18 protein-coding genes are annotated in these 16,199 nt (G+C 66.8%); 8 read left to right on the top strand and 10 right to left on the bottom strand.

Going from position 1 to position 16,199, the window contains the following annotated elements; translation table 11 throughout:
- Positions 1-15: 15 nt before the first annotated feature.
- Positions 16-918, bottom strand: coding sequence for a tRNA pseudouridine(55) synthase TruB (truB, locus tag G5V65_RS00870; protein WP_165046531.1), 903 nt, complete (start codon positions 916-918; stop codon positions 16-18).
- A 113-nt stretch (positions 919-1,031) separates the two neighbouring features.
- Here truB and pgsA point away from each other — a divergent pair, with 113 nt between their 5' ends.
- Genes pgsA through G5V65_RS00855 form a run of 3 tightly spaced genes read left to right on the top strand, consistent with a single transcriptional unit; the run spans position 1,032 to position 2,383 of the window.
- The gene (pgsA, locus tag G5V65_RS00865) at positions 1,032-1,697 is read left to right on the top strand and encodes a CDP-diacylglycerol--glycerol-3-phosphate 3-phosphatidyltransferase (RefSeq protein ID WP_165046530.1); all 666 of its coding nucleotides are present in this window, start codon (positions 1,032-1,034) and stop codon (positions 1,695-1,697) included.
- Positions 1,694-1,942 (top strand): molybdopterin converting factor subunit 1, encoded by a 249-nt coding sequence (gene moaD, locus G5V65_RS00860; protein WP_165046529.1) that lies wholly within the window; start codon positions 1,694-1,696, stop codon positions 1,940-1,942. Before pgsA ends, moaD begins: the two co-directional genes overlap by 4 nt.
- A gap of 3 nt (positions 1,943-1,945) precedes the next feature.
- On the top strand, positions 1,946-2,383 hold the full coding sequence (locus G5V65_RS00855; protein WP_165046528.1) for a molybdenum cofactor biosynthesis protein MoaE: 438 nt from the start codon (positions 1,946-1,948) through the stop codon (positions 2,381-2,383).
- Here the strand turns inward: G5V65_RS00855 and G5V65_RS00850 are convergent.
- Positions 2,370-3,365: a P1 family peptidase gene (locus G5V65_RS00850; RefSeq protein ID WP_165046527.1), complete on the bottom strand. Its 996-nt coding sequence runs from the start codon at positions 3,363-3,365 to the stop codon at positions 2,370-2,372. The genes G5V65_RS00855 and G5V65_RS00850 overlap by 14 nt on opposite strands.
- A 219-nt stretch (positions 3,366-3,584) precedes the next feature.
- Between G5V65_RS00850 and G5V65_RS00845 the strand changes: the two genes are divergently transcribed.
- Positions 3,585-4,478 carry a L,D-transpeptidase gene (locus G5V65_RS00845; RefSeq protein WP_165046526.1) on the top strand — a complete coding sequence of 298 codons (894 nt, stop codon included), beginning with the start codon at positions 3,585-3,587 and terminating at the stop codon, positions 4,476-4,478.
- A gap of 81 nt (positions 4,479-4,559) precedes the next feature.
- On the opposite strand, the gene G5V65_RS00840 is transcribed toward G5V65_RS00845, so the two are convergent.
- Entirely contained in the window at positions 4,560-4,901 is a 342-nt protein-coding gene (locus G5V65_RS00840; RefSeq protein ID WP_165046525.1) for a cupin domain-containing protein, read from the bottom strand.
- Between the two features lie 158 nt (positions 4,902-5,059).
- On the opposite strand from G5V65_RS00840, the gene panB reads away from it, so the two are divergent.
- Together panB and panC are read left to right on the top strand one after the other, a co-directional pair.
- Positions 5,060-5,884, top strand: coding sequence for a 3-methyl-2-oxobutanoate hydroxymethyltransferase (gene panB / locus G5V65_RS00835; RefSeq protein WP_165046524.1), 825 nt, complete (start codon positions 5,060-5,062; stop codon positions 5,882-5,884).
- A complete protein-coding gene (gene panC / locus G5V65_RS00830) occupies positions 5,881-6,720 on the top strand; it encodes a pantoate--beta-alanine ligase (protein ID WP_165046523.1) in 840 nt (279 codons plus the stop codon). The genes panB and panC overlap by 4 nt, the downstream gene beginning before the upstream one ends.
- A 3-nt stretch (positions 6,721-6,723) precedes the next feature.
- Here the strand turns inward: panC and G5V65_RS00825 are convergent, their stop codons facing one another.
- From G5V65_RS00825 to G5V65_RS00800, 6 genes are all read right to left on the bottom strand, one after another.
- Positions 6,724-8,031, bottom strand: coding sequence for an FAD-binding oxidoreductase (locus tag G5V65_RS00825; RefSeq protein ID WP_165046522.1), 1,308 nt, complete (start codon positions 8,029-8,031; stop codon positions 6,724-6,726).
- Positions 8,028-8,444 carry a GtrA family protein gene (locus G5V65_RS00820; protein ID WP_165046521.1) on the bottom strand — a complete coding sequence of 139 codons (417 nt, stop codon included), beginning with the start codon at positions 8,442-8,444 and terminating at the stop codon, positions 8,028-8,030. The genes G5V65_RS00825 and G5V65_RS00820 overlap by 4 nt, the downstream gene beginning before the upstream one ends.
- A complete protein-coding gene (locus G5V65_RS00815; protein ID WP_165046520.1) occupies positions 8,441-9,907 on the bottom strand; it encodes a UbiA family prenyltransferase in 1,467 nt (488 codons plus the stop codon). The genes G5V65_RS00820 and G5V65_RS00815 overlap by 4 nt, the downstream gene beginning before the upstream one ends.
- A complete protein-coding gene (locus tag G5V65_RS00810; protein WP_165046519.1) occupies positions 9,904-11,160 on the bottom strand; it encodes a glycosyltransferase family 87 protein in 1,257 nt (418 codons plus the stop codon). The genes G5V65_RS00815 and G5V65_RS00810 overlap by 4 nt, the downstream gene beginning before the upstream one ends.
- Before the next feature lie 15 nt (positions 11,161-11,175).
- Entirely contained in the window at positions 11,176-11,934 is a 759-nt protein-coding gene (locus G5V65_RS00805) for an SDR family oxidoreductase (protein ID WP_343162801.1), read from the bottom strand.
- 140 nt (positions 11,935-12,074) lie between these two features.
- Entirely contained in the window at positions 12,075-13,346 is a 1,272-nt protein-coding gene (locus G5V65_RS00800; RefSeq protein ID WP_165046518.1) for an acetylornithine deacetylase/succinyl-diaminopimelate desuccinylase family protein, read from the bottom strand.
- Positions 13,347-13,445: 99 nt separating this feature from the next.
- On the opposite strand from G5V65_RS00800, the gene G5V65_RS00795 reads away from it, so the two are divergent.
- A complete protein-coding gene (locus tag G5V65_RS00795) occupies positions 13,446-13,712 on the top strand; it encodes a hypothetical protein (protein ID WP_206526609.1) in 267 nt (88 codons plus the stop codon).
- A gap of 7 nt (positions 13,713-13,719) precedes the next feature.
- Complete coding sequence (locus tag G5V65_RS00790; protein ID WP_165046517.1) at positions 13,720-14,364, top strand: DUF1523 family protein; 645 nt, start codon at positions 13,720-13,722, stop codon at positions 14,362-14,364.
- 45 nt (positions 14,365-14,409) lie between these two features.
- On the opposite strand, the gene G5V65_RS00785 is transcribed toward G5V65_RS00790, so the two are convergent.
- Positions 14,410-16,029, bottom strand: a complete 1,620-nt coding sequence (locus tag G5V65_RS00785) for a GMC family oxidoreductase (RefSeq protein WP_165046516.1) — start codon at positions 16,027-16,029, stop codon at positions 14,410-14,412.
- Positions 16,030-16,199 lie beyond the last annotated feature (170 nt).

Raw genomic sequence — 16,199 nt, 5'->3', positions numbered from 1 at the left:
GACGAAGGCGAAAGGTCAATTGAAGACGCGGGAGGGGTGCAACTCGCCCGCCTGATAGCGCCCGATGGCGATGGCGCGGCCCTGATGGGAGGCCCAGACCTCAGTCCCCCAGTCGATGCCGGAGGCGATGACCATGCCGGGATTGCCGTTCCGGATGCGGGCCGCGCCTTCGGGCGTGGCCGTGACCTGCGGCAGGTCCTGCAGCGCGAGTTCGAGGGGTTGCAGATGGGCGTCGAGGTCGGGCGTATGGGCGAGGCGGTCGATCTCGTCCAGCGAGATGCCCTGATCGGCATCGAAGGGGCCGGACCATTCGCGCCGCAGCCAGAGGACATGGCCAAGGCAGCCAAGCGCATGGCCAAGATCGCGCGCGATGGAGCGGACATAGCCGCCCTTGCCGCAGACCATTTCCAGAAGGGCATGGTCGGGATCGGGGCGGTCGATGAGGTCGAGGCTTTCCACCCAGAGCGGGCGGGCGGCGAGGTCGAGGCGTTCGCCTTCGCGCGCAAGGTCATAGGCGCGTTCGCCATCCACCTTCACGGCCGAGAATTGCGGGGGGACCTGTTCGATCTGCCCGCGAAAGGCGGCAAGCGCTGCGCGGATCGCGTCATCGTCGGGGCGCTGGTCGCGGGTTTCGAGGATGTCGCCTTCGGCATCGTCGGTGGTGGTGGCCGCGCCGAGGCGGACCATGAAGCGGTAGCATTTCAGCGCGTCGGTGATGTGGGGAACGGTTTTCGTCGCTTCGCCCAAGGCCACGGCAAGAACCCCGGTCGCGGCCGGGTCGAGCGTGCCGGCATGGCCGGCCTTCTGTGCGGCGAGCGCCCATTTCACCTTGTTCACCACGGCAGTGGAGGTGATCCCGGCGGGCTTGTCGACGATCAGCCAGCCCGAAACCGCCCTGCCCTTTTTCGTGCGCGCCATGCCTGTCTCCTGCTGTGAAGGCGGCCTGCTAGCGAAGGGCGTGTCGCGCGTCAACCATTCGGCGGCGCGTTTGCCCTTTAACATCTGCTGCAACCCCTGCTATCCCTTCTGCCATGAAATGGACGCTGCCGAATATCCTGACGGTGATCCGTCTGCTTGCCGCGCCGGGCGTGGCGGTCATGTTCCTTTATTTCCACAGGCCCTGGGCGGACTGGCTGGCGCTTGCGCTTTTTGTCAGCGCGGCGGTGACGGATTGGTTCGATGGCTACCTGGCCCGGGCCTGGAAGCAGGAATCGAAGTTCGGCGCGATGCTGGATCCGATTGCCGACAAGGCGATGGTGGTGATCGCGCTGGTGATCATCACGGGCTATTCGGGGATGAACCCCTGGCTGATCCTGCCGGTGACGGCGATCCTGTTCCGCGAGGTGTTCGTTTCGGGATTGCGCGAATTCCTTGGGGCGAAGGCCGGGTTGCTGCAGGTGACGAAACTGGCCAAGTGGAAGACCACGGCGCAGATGGTGGCGATTGCGGTGCTGTTCCTGGGCACCGGGCTGGAACATATCGAGGGCATCGCGCGCCAGGGGCTGACGATGGAGCAATATGCCGATCTGGTCAGCCAGGGGCTGGCCGATCCGATCCGGTCCTGCGGGACGCGGGGCTGTTCGTCCTATGCCACGCTGGTGGGGCTGGTGCTGATCTGGGTGGCGGCGATGCTGACGCTGGTGACCGGGGTGGATTACTTCCGCAAGTCGCTGCCCTTCCTGAGGGATGGCAAATGATCGAGGTTCTCTATTTCGCCTGGGTGCGCGAGAGGATCGGCCTGCCGCGCGAAAAGGTGGAAACCGCGGCCGAGACGGTGGCCGGGCTGGTGGAAGAGTTGCGCGCGCGGGAAGAGCGCTATGCGCTGGCCTTCGCGGATCTGGCCAGCCTGCGGGTGGCGCTGGATCAGGAGCTTTCCTCTTTTGATGCGCCGCTGGCCGGGGTGCGCGAGGTGGCCTTCTTTCCGCCGATGACGGGGGGGTGATCCATGCGGATCGTCGTGCAGGAGGCGGGTTTCGATCTGGGGGATGAGGCGCGGTCCTTTGCCGCCGGGGCGACGGGGGCGGGGGCCGTGGTCACCTTTACCGGGGTGGTGCGCGGCGATGGCAAGATGGCTGCGATGGAGATCGAGCATTATCCGGGGATGACGGAGAAGGCGATCACGGCCATCGTGGCGCAGGCGATGGAGCGTTGGGCCCTTTCGGATGCGCTGGTGATCCACCGGCATGGCCGTCTGGTGGTGGGCGAGCCCATCATGATGGTGGCCACGGCCGCGCGGCACAGGGTCGAGGCCTTTGCCGCGGCGGAGTTTCTGATGGATTATCTGAAATCCCGCGCCCCCTTCTGGAAGAAGGAGATCGGCGCGGATGGCGCGGCTTGGGTCGCGGCCCGTGATGAGGACGAGGCCGCGCTTACCCGGTGGTGAAGCGGGCGCGCCAGGCGGGCTGACGGTCGCCCGGCATCGGTTCGGCCAGATAGACGGCACGGGCGATGGCGCGGGCAAGGCAGCAGGCCGCGGCATGGCCCAGGGTAAAGGCATCTGCGACCGGGTCTGTCAGGGGCCGTGCGCCCGTGCTGGCGGCGAAGACCAGATCCCCGTCCAGCAGCGTATGCGACGGCACCAGCGCGCGGGCCATGCCATCCTGCGCGGCGGTGGCAAGGCGCTGGCATTCCGCCTGTGTCAGGGCGGCATCGGTGGCGACGATGGCGATGGTGGTGGCCTCTCCCATCCGTTTTGTCGGGGGCGGTTCGTGGCCCGGGTCGTGCCGTGCGGCAGGGCCGAGGCCGCCGAATTCGGCGGCCATCTCCCAGGGGGCTGCCCAGAAATGCGGGCTGTCCCCCACGGTGGCAGTGCCGAGCGCATTGACCGCGACCAAGGCGCCGACCCTGTGGCCCGAGGCGAGGGCGGCCGAGGCCGAGCCGACCCCGCCCTTCAGCGTTCCGGTCATCGCGCCGAACCCGGCGCCGACGCTGCCAAGGGCGGGCGTGACGGTCCGGGCGTCGAGGGCGGCGCGGCCGAGGGCGTGGTAGGGGTTTCGGTCCCATCCCTTGTCGCCGCCATTCAGCAGATCAAAGAGGATCGCCCCCGGCACGATCGGCACCCGCTGATCGCCCACGGCAAAGCCACGCCCCATGGCGCGCAGCGCATCGGCCACGCCGGAACAGGCATCGAGCCCGAAGGCCGAGCCGCCCGCAAGCACCAGCGCATCCACCTGTTGCACCAGCCTGTCGGGCGAGAGCAGATCGGTTTCCCGCGTGCCGGGCGCGCCCCCCATGACCGAAACCCCCGCCGTGAAGGGCCGGTCTGCTGTCAGCACGGTAACGCCGGATCGCAGGCGGGCATCCTGGGCATGGCCCACGACAAGACCCGGAACATCGGTGATCAGGTTTCTGGCGCCGGGGGTCATCGGGCATTCCTCTGCCTGTGGCGGGGGTGGGGCAGACATGGGTCGCATGGCCGCGTCGGGGGGGCAAGCGAAAGGAGACGGGCCGGAATGGCAGGGTTTTTGCGGCACTGGCGCGGGAATCGGCGGATCGGGCGGTTCCGGGGCTTGACGCCCGCAGGTGCAACGGTGCTTTTAGACCCGACATCTTCAAAGATACGAGATCGTGACGTGCAATCCCTGATGATCCGGCTGACCGCCCTGGTCGCGCTGCTTGGCCTGGCGGCCTGCGCCGACGCGCCCCGTACCGAAACCGTTCCCCCCGCCGAAAGCGTGCCGCCCCATTACCAGGCGGTGCAGGATGGCGAATACCTGATCCCGGCGGTGGAGCCGCTGCATCTGTTCGGCACGAATGCGCGGACCGAGGTTGACTATGCCGGCAGCGAAGAGCCGGGGACCATCGTCGTCGATACCCATGCGCGCGTCCTTTACTATGTGATGGAGGGCAACCGCGCCCTGCGTTACGGCATCGCGGTGGGGCGTGAGGGGATTTCCTTCCGCGGGACGGGCTATGTCGGGCGCAAGGCGGAATGGCCGTCCTGGACACCGACGGCGAACATGGTGCGGACGAGGCCCGATCTTTATGCCGAATTCGCGGGCGGCCTGCCGGGCGGGCTGGACAATCCGCTGGGCGCGCGGGCGCTGTATCTCTATCGCGGTGGGCGCGACACGATGTTCCGCATCCATGGCACGATCGACAATGCCTCGATCGGGCGGGCGACAAGTGCGGGCTGCATCCGGCTGTTCAACCAGGATGCGATCGACCTTTACAACCGGGCTGAACCCGGCGACCGGATCGTGGTGCGGACGCTGGAGCAGAGCCTGGCCGCCGAAGGGCCCTATATGGACGATGCCTATGGCCGCGCCGTGCCGGACACGCCCGAGAACCGGGCGCGGCTGGATGCGGATCGACTGGCCATCGCCCAGGCCGAGGCGGCGCGGGTGGAGAATGAAAGACTGGCCGCAGAAGCGGCGGCCAAGCAGGCCGAAAAGGATGAACGCCGCCGCCTGCGCATCTGCCGCAACCGCGGCATCGACAGCGCCGAATGCCCGACGCTGGAGGAACTGGTGGGCTGAGGTCACGATTTTTCTGCGAAAAATCGGAAAGGGCGAGGGGAAACCCTCGCCCTTTGTCTTTGGCGGAACGGTGGGGCCGGATCAGATGATCACATAGTCCTTCAGCGTGGTTTCCACCACTTCCCAGGTGCCCTCGAATCCGGGCCGGATGATCCAGCTGTCGCCTGCCTTCAGATGGGTTTGCGCCCCGTCCTTGTCCGTCAGGATCGAATGGCCTTCCAGGATGTGGACATATTCCCATTCCGCATAGGACACCGCCCATTTGCCCGGCGTCGATTGCCACAGGCCCGCATAGAGACCATCGCGTGCCTCGATGCTCCATGTCGTGTGGACGGGATCGCCCGCGATCACGCGGGCGGGATCGGGGCGTTCGGTTTCGGGGGGGATGCCATCACGGCTGACAGGTTGGATAAGGGACGTCATGCTGCACTCCGCTGCCTTTTCCCCGCCATGGGAGGCAAGCCGCGGGCCCCGGTCAAGCGGATTTGCCCGATGGGGATGCCGCGTTGCAGCGAAGAATTCTTGCTGTTGCGGCGCGGCTGTGCCTCTATAACGGGCAGAGTTGAAAGAGGGAGACGCCGATGAGCGCCACCGCCCCCGTCCGGCCCGTGCTGCCGCCCGATATCACCGCCCGCAAGGGTGGCGTGCCGCTCGTCGTGCTGACGGCCTATACGACGCCGATGGCGCGGCTGGTGGATGCCCATTGCGATATCGCGCTGGTGGGCGATTCGCTGGGCATGGTGCTGCATGGGATGCCTTCGACCATCGGCGTGACGCTGGAGATGATGATCCTGCACGGCCGCGCGGTGACGCGCGGGCTGTCGCGCGCCATGGCCGTGATCGACATGCCCTTCGGCAGCTATGAGGAAGGCCCCGCGCAGGCCTATCGCAATGCCGCCCGGCTGATGGCGGAAACCGGGGCGCCCGCCGTCAAGCTGGAGGGCGGGCAGCACATGGCCGAGACGATCGCCTTCCTCACGGCGCGCGGCGTGCCGGTGATGGCCCATGTCGGGCTGACGCCGCAGGCGGTGAACACGCTGGGCGGATACAAGGTCGTGGGCCGCGAGGCCGAGGCGGACAAGGTGATGCAGGACGCGCTGGCCTGCGAGGCGGCGGGGGCCTTTTCCATCGTGCTGGAGAAGGTGCCGGTGGGCCTTGCCGCGCGGGTGACGGCGGCGCTGAAGATCCCCACCATCGGGATCGGCGCCGGGGTGGAGTGCGACGGGCAGGTTCTGGTGATCGACGACATGCTGGGCATGTTCACCGAGTTCCGCCCGAAATTCGTGAAGCGCTATGCCGATCTGGGCCACGCTGCGGATGAGGCCATCGCGGCCTATGCGGCCGAGGTGCGCGCGCGCGCCTTTCCCGGGCCGGAACATGGATTTGCGGATCAGGTGAAGGCGTGACGGACATCATCCGGACGGTGGCCGGGCTGCGCGCGCTGGTGCGTGGCTGGAAGGCCGAGGGGCATGTCGTGGGCGTGGTGCCGACCATGGGCGCGCTGCATGAGGGGCATCTGAGCCTTGCGCGCCGGGCCAAGGCGGAATGCGGGCGGGTGATCACGACGATCTTCGTGAACCCCATGCAGTTCAACAATCCCGACGACCTGAAGAAATACCCCCGCAGCGAGGATGCAGATGCCGCCCTTCTGCAATGGGTCGGGGTCGAGGCGATCTTCGCCCCCATGCCCGAGGAGGTTTATCCCGAAGGTTTCGTGACGACTGTTACCGTGGGGGGAGTGTCGCAACCGCTGGAAGGGGCGCTGCGGCCGGGGCATTTCGAGGGGGTGGCCACTGTCGTGGCCAAGCTTTTCGGGATGACACAGGCGGATCGGGCCTATTTCGGGCAGAAGGACTGGCAGCAGTTGCAGGTGGTGCAGCGTCTGGTTGCCGATCTGAACATGGCCGTCACGGTGGTGGGTTGCGAAACCGTGCGCGATCCGGACGGGTTGGCCATGTCATCGCGCAACCTGCGGCTTTCGGCCGAGGGGCGGCGGCGCGCGCCCGCGCTTTATGCGGCGATGCTGGCTGCGGCGCGGGATGTCCGGTCGGGCATGGCGCAGGATCAGGCAATGGCCCGCGCGGCCGAGGCGGTGCTGGCGGAAGGGTTCTCCAGCGTGGAATACATCGCCTTGCGCGATGCCGAAACGCTGGGCGAGGTGACCGATCCCGACCGGCCGCTGCGCATGCTGGCCGCGGCCTGGCTGGATGACGTGCGCCTGATCGACAATATCGCCGTCTAGCGATCACAGCTCCAGCCGGGCGGACTGGGCCGAGGCGAACTGCGCCGTCAGCCCGGCCCCGGCACGGAAGCGGGCGAAATCCGCGGCGCGGGGATCGGCGGCGCGGAAGGTGCCGGCCGAGAGGCGCGCATCCTTGGCCAGGTAGAAGCGCCCGCCATGATCAAGCGTGATCGCCTCGAGCCGGTCGAACAGGGCCTGCGCCCGGGCCGTGGCCGGAAAATCAAGCGCGAGCGTATGGCCCGGCATCGGGAAGGACAGGCCCCCGCCCGCAGCCCCCATGCGCTTCAGCACGGCGAGGAAAGAGCCCTGCCCGCTGGCGGAAATGGCGCGCAAAAGGGCCGCCATGCCGGCATGGGCCGATGCGTCGGGCAGGACGCACTGGAATTGCAGGAAACCCTTGCGGCCATAGATGCGGTTCCAGCCGAGGATGGCATCGAGCGGGTAGAAATAGCTGTCCCAGTCAACAAGGCGGCTGCCTTGCTGGCGCTGGCCTGCCGCCCAGTACAGCGCGTTGAAGGCGCGCACGGAGAAGCGGTTCAGCGCGAAACCCGGCAGGTCCACCGGCACCGCGCGCTTGCGCCGGGCCGGGGGCAGGGTGGGCTTGCCCGCAAGTTCGGACAGTGCGGCATGTTCGCCCGTCATCACCAGCGACCGGCCCATGGCATCGCCTGTCGCCAGGCAATCAATCCAGGCCACCGAATAGGTGGCGTGGCTGTCGGCCTCCAGCGCCGCGAGCGCGGCTTCCAGATTGGCGGCGGGGCGGGTGGTCTGGCGGATCCAGCCAGTTTCCACCGGGCGCAGCCGGATGGCGGCGCGCAGGATGACGCCGGTCAGGCCCATGCCGCCGATCGTCCATTCGAAAAGCTCGGGGTTTTCCTGCCGCGAACAGCGCCGGATCGTGCCGTCCTGATCCATCAGGTCGATCCAGTCGGTCACATGGCGCATGCCCCCGTCACGATGATGGTTCTTGCCATGGACATCGGCGGCAATCATTCCGCCCAGCGTGACAAAGCGTGTGCCGGGTGTGACGGCGGGAAACCAGCCCTGCGGCAGGAAGCAGGCGATGATGTCGGCCAGAAGCAGGCCCGCCTCGGCGACAAGCTGGCCGGTGGCGGGATCGAAGGCCAGCACATGATCAAGGCGGCGCATGTCCAGCGTCTGCTGGCCCACGGCGCTGTCGCCATAGGCGCGGCCATTGCCACGCGCGATCAGCGGCCCATCGGCCAGGGCGGCGCGGATGTCGGCCTCGCCCTCGGGGTGGATCAGGCGGGTGGCGTGAACGGGTGTGCGGCCCCAGCCCGACAGCTTCATGCCGGTGCCCCCCTGTCGGTAAAGACGAAGCGCCGGTCGAGGTTGTATTTCACCACATATCCCACGGTCAGCCCCAGGACCGCCCCGACTTCGCGCATCGCATGGGTTTCCCAGATCAGCCAGAATGCCGTTTCCGTTGCCCAGAAGAGCGCGGTCGTGACAAGGCCCATCACGGTATAAAGCAGGAACTTCCGCCCGTTTTCCCGCGCGCCGGTGCTGGTGTCGTGAAAGATCCAGCGCTTGTCGAGGATGTATTTCAGCACCAGCCCCGCCCCGGTTCCGGCGATGATGGCAAGGGTGAACAGCGCAGCACTGTTGCCGAAGGCCAGCACGAGGCGCTGCACGCCCAGATTGGCGATGGTGGCCAAAGCGGCAAAGGCCGCATAGCGCAGGATCAGGGTAGAGCGTGTCACAGAAGAACCCCGGCAAGGATGAAGCCGCAGGCCATGAGCAGGCAGAGGCGGCTGATCCTGTCCTTTACGGCGAAAACGATGGGATCGTCATGCATTTCCCCGCGATGTGTGATCAGGACGATCCGGGTGATCCAGTAAAGCTGCACGGCGAAGATGCCCCAGAGGATGTTGGGCTGGCGATAAAGGTGCCGCACATCCGGCGTATCGAGGTAAAGCGCCAGAACCAGCACCGATACGAAACCCGCCCCCAGGGCGATCATGCTGATGATCGGCAGATCGCTGACGTGATAGCCGCGCCCCGCGACGGAAAGCTTGCCGCGCTGTGCCTGATCGGTGAGTTCGGCCTGCCGTTTCACCGCCGCCAGGGCAAGGAAGAAGAAGACCGAAAAGGCAAAGAGCCAGACCGAGATGGGAATGCCCGTGGCCGCCCCCCCGGCGATGATGCGCAGGGTGTAAAGCCCGGCCAGAACGCAGATGTCGATCACGATCCGCCGCTTCAGATGCAGGGAATAGGCGGTCGTCAGGATGAAATAGCAGACCATCAGCGTCAGGAATGTCCACCCCAGCGGCAGCGACAGGCCCAGCCCCGCCAGGATGAAGGCCGGGGCCAGCCATGTGCCATGGGCGACGGCCAGGCTGCCCGAGGCGAAGGGGCGTTCCCGCTTGCGCGGATGGGCGCGATCGGGGCCAAGATCCAGCAGGTCATTCATCAGATAGACGCCCGAGGCGACAAGGCTGAAGGCGGCAAAGCCCAGCAGGCCAAGGCCAAGAGTTGCCGGATCAACCCGATGCGCGGCAAGGATCGGGATGAAGACCAGGATGTTCTTGAGCCATTGATGCGGGCGCATCGCGCGCAACAGCGCCTTCCAGGGGGAAGGGGCGGTCAGCAGATGTTCGACGGGCTTGCCCAGCGACCCGGCCTTCTGGCGCGTCGAGGCAGAGGCATTGACGGTGATCACCGCGCCAGACCGTTCCCAGACGGCCAGATCGGCAGGGGAATCGCCCATATAGGCAAAGCCGCCCTCGCCGAAGCGGTCTTTCAGGAAGGCGGCCTTGGTGGCCCCCTTCAGGTTCACGCTGCCGTCAGAGCCGTGAACCTCGTCGAAGATCCCCAGATGGGCGGCGATCTTTTCGGCCAGGCCCTGATCGGCGGCAGTCACCAATGCGGCATGGCCTCCGGCATTGCGCCAGCCTTCGATCTGTTCGATGACGGCGGGATCATAGGGCAGGGTTGCCACGTCGATCTCCGCCGCGCGGGCAAGGTGGCGCTTCAGTGCCGCGCGTCCGCCGAAAAGGGCGCGAAAGGCAGAGAAGGGGCTGCGCCAGTCACGCCCGAAGGCCGACCAGAAGCTTTCATGCAGCATGTCCGACCGGACCAGCGTGCCATCCAGATCGACGACGAGGACGGGCGCGCCCGTGTCCGTGGCGGTGGCAGAGGGGGGCTGCGCGATTGCCTCGGTCATGCGGGCTGTCCCCCGGTGGCAGGCTCCGCGCGGGACAGGATCCGCGCCATCGCCAGCAGCATGAGCAGATTCACCCCGGCCTGGATCGAGGGCAGGTCTGCCGCCTGCCCGGCATCGGGCGCGGCGGCGATCATCGCGGTGGGGATACCCCAGCCGCAGGCGATCCATGCCCCCGCCAGCAGCGCGATCCTCTCGGCCGGGCGGCTGCGCGCCATGAGCGCAGGGCCAAGCAAAGCAAGGGCGATGCCGGCCACGGCCATGTCATAGTCATAGGCATAGGGGCTGATCAGCAGGGGTGCCGTCAGTGCCGCGGCCAGCAATACGCGCGGCGCGGCGCGGCGCAGGGCCAGCAGGGCAAGCCCGGCCAGCACCGCCACCGCCAGGGCCGCCTGCGCGGCCATCGCCAGATCGGCCGATGCGCCTAGGCTGCGGAACAGCGCATAGACCGACACCATCCGATGCAGCGGATAGGCCCCGTCGCGCAGGAAGCCCATCGCCTCGGCCGTGGCGGCGGGGATAAGGTGAAGCTGATCGGTCCCGAAGGCCAGAAGTGCCGCGCCCAGCGTGACAAGCCCCGTCGCCAGCGCGACAGCCGCCAGCCGCCAGCGCCCCATCAGCAGCGCTGCCGCGCCGACGCCCAGCGCCATATGCGGCTTGATCGCGGCCAGCCCCAGCGCAAGGCCCCCCCGCCACGCCCCGCCCGCCAGCAGGCCCTGCACGGCCAGGGCAAGAAGGCCCGCCAGCAGCAGGCCGTTCTGCCCGGTGCGGATGTTCACGAGGATTGCCGGAAAGACCATGACGAAGGCAAAGCCCGCCTGCCCCGGCGACAGGCGGCGCAGGGCCACGGCATAAAGGGCAAGGCCCGCCGCCAGCATCAGCGCATAGGCCAGCCAGACGGGCAAAAGGCCCATCGCTGCCGTCAGGAAATTGAACTGCGGCGGATAGGTATAGGGCATGAAGCTTTCGGTTTGCAGAACCTCGGCCTGCACGGCGAAGAAGGCGGTCGCATCATAGGCTTCGGCCAGGCGGCCCTGCCGGATCAGCCAGCCCACCAGCCAGAAGGTTTCGATATCCGTCGTCGACGGCCCCCCGCGCCCGACCGATTTCAGATAGAGATCGACCAGCGTCTTGGCCGCCACGGCAAGGCAGGCAAGGCACAGCACCAGCAGCGTGCGCCCGGTGACAAGCCCGCCGGCCGGCGGGGCCGGGGCGGGCGTGGCGGGGGCATGGTCCGGTGCAAGCGGATGGATCATCGGGGCGCCCTGCGATCAGATCTTCAGCCGCTTGAAGACGGGTTCGGGGATGGACCGGATCACCAGCATGATCAGCCGCCAGATCGGCCGGACATAGATGACATTGCGCCGCTTCTCCTGCGCCTTGAAGATGGCCTCGGCCACTTCGTCGGGGCTGGCGGTCAGCTTTTCGGGCAGATCCATCCCGGCGGTCATGCGGGTGGCGATGAAGCCGGGCGAGACGGTAATGACATGCACGCCCCGGCCCGCCAGACGGTTGCGCAGGCCCGACAGGAAGGCGGTGAACCCGGCCTTGGCCGAGCCGTAGATGTAATTCGTGGCGCGGCCCCGGTCGCCCGCGACGGAACTGATCCCGATGATCGTGCCCGATCCGCGCGCGGCAAAGGCATTGGCCAGATGCGACAGGATGCTGGCCGGGCCTTCGTAATTGCTGCGCATCACGGTGATGGCGGCGGGGATGTCGGCCTCGTCCGCCTCTTGCCGGCCCAGAAGGCCGATCGCGCTGATGGCCACATCGGGCAGGGCGGGCAGGGCGGCGACGAAGGCGGCGTGATCCTCGATCCGCAGGGCATCGAAGGCCAGCAGGGTGACAGGCACCCGATAGCGCAGTTCGAGATCGGTCTTTTCCGCCTGAAGGCGTTCGGGATCGCGGGCGGCCAGAAGGATGCCATAGCCCGCAGCCGCATAGCGGCGGGCCGTCGCGCGGGCGACATCGGATCTGGCGCCCAGCAAGAGGACGGTGGCCTTGGGGTTGCGGTCAATCTCTGTCTGCACGGGTTCAACCTTGAATTCTGGCGGGGACACGGGCGAAGCCGGGGTCTGGTCAATGTCTTTTCGCGATCCGGGCTAGCGGAAGCTTTGGGCGAAATTGTGTCCGGTTTGGTGACAATACCGGGCAAACTGCCGGGATTGCCCTAGCCAAGCAGATCGCGCAGCACCAGGGCCATGACCTTGGCGCTGTCGGCCATGTCCTGCACGCCAACCCATTCATCGGGCTGATGCGCCAGATGCAGCAGGCCCGGACCATAGGCGATGCAGTTATGCAAGCGTCCGATCCGGTCGATATGCTTCTGGTCATAGGTGCCGGGGCTGACGACGTAATCGGCCACCTGACCCAGCACCCGTTCGATGGCGGCGGCGGTGGAGCGGACGACGGGCGCATCACGATCCGTCATCACAGGCTGCACTTCGAACAGGTCGCGGATCGTGTAGGTGAAGCCGGGGCGGCGGCTTTGCACGCGGTCCAGCACGGCGCGGAGTTCGGATTTCACCTCGTCTATCGCCTCTTCGATGAGGAAGCGGCGGTCCAGAACGATGCGGCAACGGTCGGCCACGCAGGGCGCGGGAAGCGCGGTCGATCCGGGGGGCGGTTCGGGTTCGCCCCCGTGGATGGAGTTGATGTTGAGCGTGGATTGCCGCGCCTGTGGCGGGACGACGGGCATGGCAGTGGTTCGGGTGGCCAGCAGGGGGTAGAGGTGATGTTCGATCTCTTCCAGCACTGCGCCCATGTGGCGGATGGCACTGTCGCCGAGAAAGGGCATGGAGCCATGGGCGATGCGGCCATGGGTTTCCACCTCGGCCCACCAGACGCCGCGATGGCCAAGGCAGATGCGATCCTTGTGCAGGGGTTCGGGGATGATGACATGCTGCACGCGGTCGGGGGCGAAGTGGCCGCGTTCCGCAAGATAGGCCACGCCGCCGTAACCCCCTGATTCCTCATCTGCCGTGGCGCTGATCTCGATGGCGCCCCGCCAATCCGGGGTGGTGGCGAGAAAGGCTTCGGCGGCGATGATGCTGGCCGCCAGCCCGCCCTTCATGTCACAGGCGCCGCGCCCGTAGAGGCGGTCGCCCTCCAGTTCGCCGCCGAAGGGATCGCGAGTCCAGCCGTGGCCCACCTCCACCACGTCATGGTGGCTGTTGAAATGAACGCAATCGCCGGGGCGGCCCGATGTGATGCGGGCGACCATGTTCCAGCGGGGAAAGGCGTCGCTGTCGCCCGGTGCGCCGATGGCGCGGATCAGTTCCACCGTCCAGCCCTGCGCCATCAGGCGGGCGGCGAGGTAATCGCAGATGTCGCGATAGTTCCGCCCGGGCGGGTTCAGCGTGGGAATGCGGATCAGATCCTGCGCAAGGCCGATCAGCGCGGGGATCTGGTCGTCGATGGCCTGGTTCAGGGTATCGGTCATGCCCCCATGTTGGGTTGGCCCGGCGCTGCTGCCAAGGGGAAAGCTTGCGCATCGGGGGGCGCGGGGCCACATTGGGGGGGCAGACGGGGGTGTTGCGGCATGATCGCCTTTTTCAAGCTGGCGCTTTTCGGCTATATCGGGCTGACGGTGATCTACTGGATCCTGTCCATCTATTCCCGGTCGCTGGAACGCGAGAGGCTGGAGAAGGACTATGATCAGGGCGATATCCCCGGGCCGCGCGACGCCCATGTCGAACGGGGGATGGCGGAATATGAACGCAGCCTGCGGCGGCGGCTGATCTGGCTGGTCTTCGTCATTCCCACGGCGGTGGTCATCGCCCTGGTCTGGATCCTGAATTTTTCCTGAGGCAGCAATGCGTTTTCTGAAATGGTCCGTCCTTGGCACGCTGGCGCTGCTGGTCTTTGCCTTCCTGCACTACACCCTGCCGCAGACCGATATCGTGCGGATCGTGGGAACCGAGAACCGCCGCATGGATCTGGGCGAGAATGCCTGGTTCTGGGCCGCGCCGGATGTGGGCACGGGATCGGGCACCAGCCGCGACATCTTTTTCATCAACGCCGTCTATCCCGATGGAAAGACGATGGAATATCGCAACGAGGATACGGGCTGGGGCTGGCCGCCCTATTTCAAGATGGACAGTTCCAGCACCAATACCGAGGCGAAGGAGATGCAATCCACCGCCGCCGCGCCGAAATGGGTGGCGGTGACGCATTATGGCTGGCGTAACCAGTTGTTTACCATTTTCCCGAATGCCATCTCGCTGCGTCAGGTCGAGGGGCCGGATGTGCGGATCATCCCTTGGGTCAATATCGTGATCCTGTCCTTCCTGGCCTTCGTACTGTTCATGCTGTGGCGCATCTGGGCGCAGTTCAAGGAGCGGATGATCGAGCCCGCCGTGATCGAGGCGCAGGAAACGCTGGATGATCTGGACCGGCGGGCGGATCGGGCCAAGGCGGGGATGGGCGGCTGGTTCCGGCGCGTGTTCGGGCGCAAATAGAAGCGCGGGCCTGCCCCTTCATCTTGGAAAAAATACCCAAGAACCCTAATCCGCTGCGCCACGCTGGGCGGAAAGGATCAGATCGGCGGCGCGTTCGGCGATCATGATGGTGGGGGCGTTGGTGTTTCCTCCGATCAGGGTGGGCATGACGGAAGCATCTACCACGCGAAGCCCTTCCAAACCGTGAACGCGCAGGGCGGGGTCTACCACGGCCATCGCATCGCGGCCCATGCGGCAGGTTCCAACGGGGTGGTAGATCGTATCGGCGCGGGCGCGGATATCGGCGGTGAGTGATTCATCCGTTCCGTCAAGGGGATAGAGCCGTTTGCCCCGCCACGGGGCCAGGGCCTCGGCCTGCATTGCCCGGTCGAGGAGGCGCACCCCGGCCTTGAGCGTTTCCAGATCGCGCGGATCGGACAGGAAGTTCGGGTCGATGCGCGGGGGGCTGGCGGGATTGGCATCCCGCAGGCCGACATGGCCCCGACTTTCGGGGCGCAGCACGCAGACATGCGCCGACCAGCCATCTGCAAGATGGATGCGGCGCATGTGGTCATCCACGATGGCGATGACGAAATGCACCTGAAGATCAGGCACTTGCAGGCCGGGGCGTGACATGAGGAAGGCCCCGCCTTCCGCCCCCGGCGTGGTGAGGAGGCCCGTGCCGTGATCGCGGAAGGGCCGCCAGCCACGGACCAGCCGCATGAGGCCCGCCGGGTTGAACCCCACCACATCGGGCCGGGGCGAGTGCCAGATCAGCGTGTGATCGAGATGATCCTGCAGGTTCTGCCCGACACCCGGCAGGGCATGGGCGACGGGGATGCCGTGGGTGCGCAGCTCATCCTCGGGGCCGATGCCGGAGAGGAGCAGGAGCTGCGGAGAGCCGAAAGCGCCCGCCGCGACGATCACCTCGCGCCGTGCCATCAGCGAAAGGCGGCGGTTTTTCTGCTTTACGATCAGCCCCTTGGCGCGGGTGCCATCCAGGATGATGCGTTCGGCCCGGGCATGGGTGAGGACGGTCAGGTTGGGGCGGGACAGGACGGGATGCAGATAGGCCGCGGCGGCCGAGCAGCGGCGGCCCTTGCGGGGGCCATGGGCAAACTGGGTGACCTGATAGAGACCCGCGCCGAACTGCGTTTCGCCGTTGAAATCGGGGTTTTCGGGGATCTGCAGGCTTTCCATCGCGCGGATGAAGGCGCGGGAAATGGCATGGGGGCTGTGCTGATCGGTGACGTGAAGCGGCCCGGATTTGCCGTGAAGGTGGCCAGAGAGGGAGGAATTTCCCTCTGATTTCAAGAAGTAAGGCAGGACGGATTGCCAATCCCAACCATCGGCGCCGAGGTCGGCCCAGGTGTCGTAATCGGAGGGGTGGCCGCGCACATAGAGCATGGCGTTGATGGCCGAGGAACCGCCCAGTGCCTTGCCGCGCGGCTGATAGCAGCGGCGCCCGTTCAGATGCGGCTGGGGCGTGGTGCGAAAGGCCCAGTTGTGCAGCGGCGGACGGCCGGAGACCATGGCGGCAACCATGGCTGGGGTATTGATAAGAAAGGATTTTCCGCTTCCCCCGGCCTCGATCAGGCAGACGCTGATGGCGGGGTCTTCCGACAGGCGCGCGGCCAGAACCGCCCCGGCGGAACCGCCCCCCGCGATGATGTAATCATACTGCATGACACCCCCCGACCCCGGCTTAACCTTTGCGCGAAGCGGGCGGATCGGGAAGCGTGACGTTGCGGCGGGCGTTCAGCAGCGCAGTGCAGCAGCGCAGTGCAGACGGCTGTGCATACAAATCCGGGCAGGGTGGCCCTCTGATTCGTGGTTAACCGTGCTTGCATGCACAG

It is taken from the genome of Paragemmobacter kunshanensis, assembly GCF_011059185.1.
Classification (GTDB): Bacteria; Pseudomonadota; Alphaproteobacteria; order Rhodobacterales; family Rhodobacteraceae; genus Paragemmobacter; species Paragemmobacter kunshanensis.
This window is presented reverse-complemented; position numbering and strand designations above follow the sequence as displayed.

What these genes read in the sequence shown, in the direction of transcription:
- G5V65_RS00815 (WP_165046520.1), bottom strand. Translation starts at nt 9,907, where the DNA reads ATGACCGAGGCAATCGCGCAGCCCCCCTCTGCCACCGCCACGGACACG.
- G5V65_RS00795 (WP_206526609.1), top strand. Translation starts at nt 13,446, where the DNA reads ATGATCGCCTTTTTCAAGCTGGCGCTTTTCGGCTATATCGGGCTGACG.
- G5V65_RS00840 (WP_165046525.1), bottom strand. Translation starts at nt 4,901, where the DNA reads ATGACGTCCCTTATCCAACCTGTCAGCCGTGATGGCATCCCCCCCGAA.
- G5V65_RS00855 (WP_165046528.1), top strand. Translation starts at nt 1,946, where the DNA reads ATGCGGATCGTCGTGCAGGAGGCGGGTTTCGATCTGGGGGATGAGGCG.
- G5V65_RS00825 (WP_165046522.1), bottom strand. Translation starts at nt 8,031, where the DNA reads ATGAAGCTGTCGGGCTGGGGCCGCACACCCGTTCACGCCACCCGCCTG.
- G5V65_RS00845 (WP_165046526.1), top strand. Translation starts at nt 3,585, where the DNA reads ATGATCCGGCTGACCGCCCTGGTCGCGCTGCTTGGCCTGGCGGCCTGC.
- moaD (WP_165046529.1), top strand. Translation starts at nt 1,694, where the DNA reads ATGATCGAGGTTCTCTATTTCGCCTGGGTGCGCGAGAGGATCGGCCTG.
- G5V65_RS00790 (WP_165046517.1), top strand. Translation starts at nt 13,720, where the DNA reads ATGCGTTTTCTGAAATGGTCCGTCCTTGGCACGCTGGCGCTGCTGGTC.
- pgsA (WP_165046530.1), top strand. Translation starts at nt 1,032, where the DNA reads ATGAAATGGACGCTGCCGAATATCCTGACGGTGATCCGTCTGCTTGCC.
- truB (WP_165046531.1), bottom strand. Translation starts at nt 918, where the DNA reads ATGGCGCGCACGAAAAAGGGCAGGGCGGTTTCGGGCTGGCTGATCGTC.
- G5V65_RS00785 (WP_165046516.1), bottom strand. Translation starts at nt 16,029, where the DNA reads ATGCAGTATGATTACATCATCGCGGGGGGCGGTTCCGCCGGGGCGGTT.
- G5V65_RS00850 (WP_165046527.1), bottom strand. Translation starts at nt 3,365, where the DNA reads ATGACCCCCGGCGCCAGAAACCTGATCACCGATGTTCCGGGTCTTGTC.
- G5V65_RS00810 (WP_165046519.1), bottom strand. Translation starts at nt 11,160, where the DNA reads ATGATCCATCCGCTTGCACCGGACCATGCCCCCGCCACGCCCGCCCCG.
- panB (WP_165046524.1), top strand. Translation starts at nt 5,060, where the DNA reads ATGAGCGCCACCGCCCCCGTCCGGCCCGTGCTGCCGCCCGATATCACC.
- G5V65_RS00800 (WP_165046518.1), bottom strand. Translation starts at nt 13,346, where the DNA reads ATGACCGATACCCTGAACCAGGCCATCGACGACCAGATCCCCGCGCTG.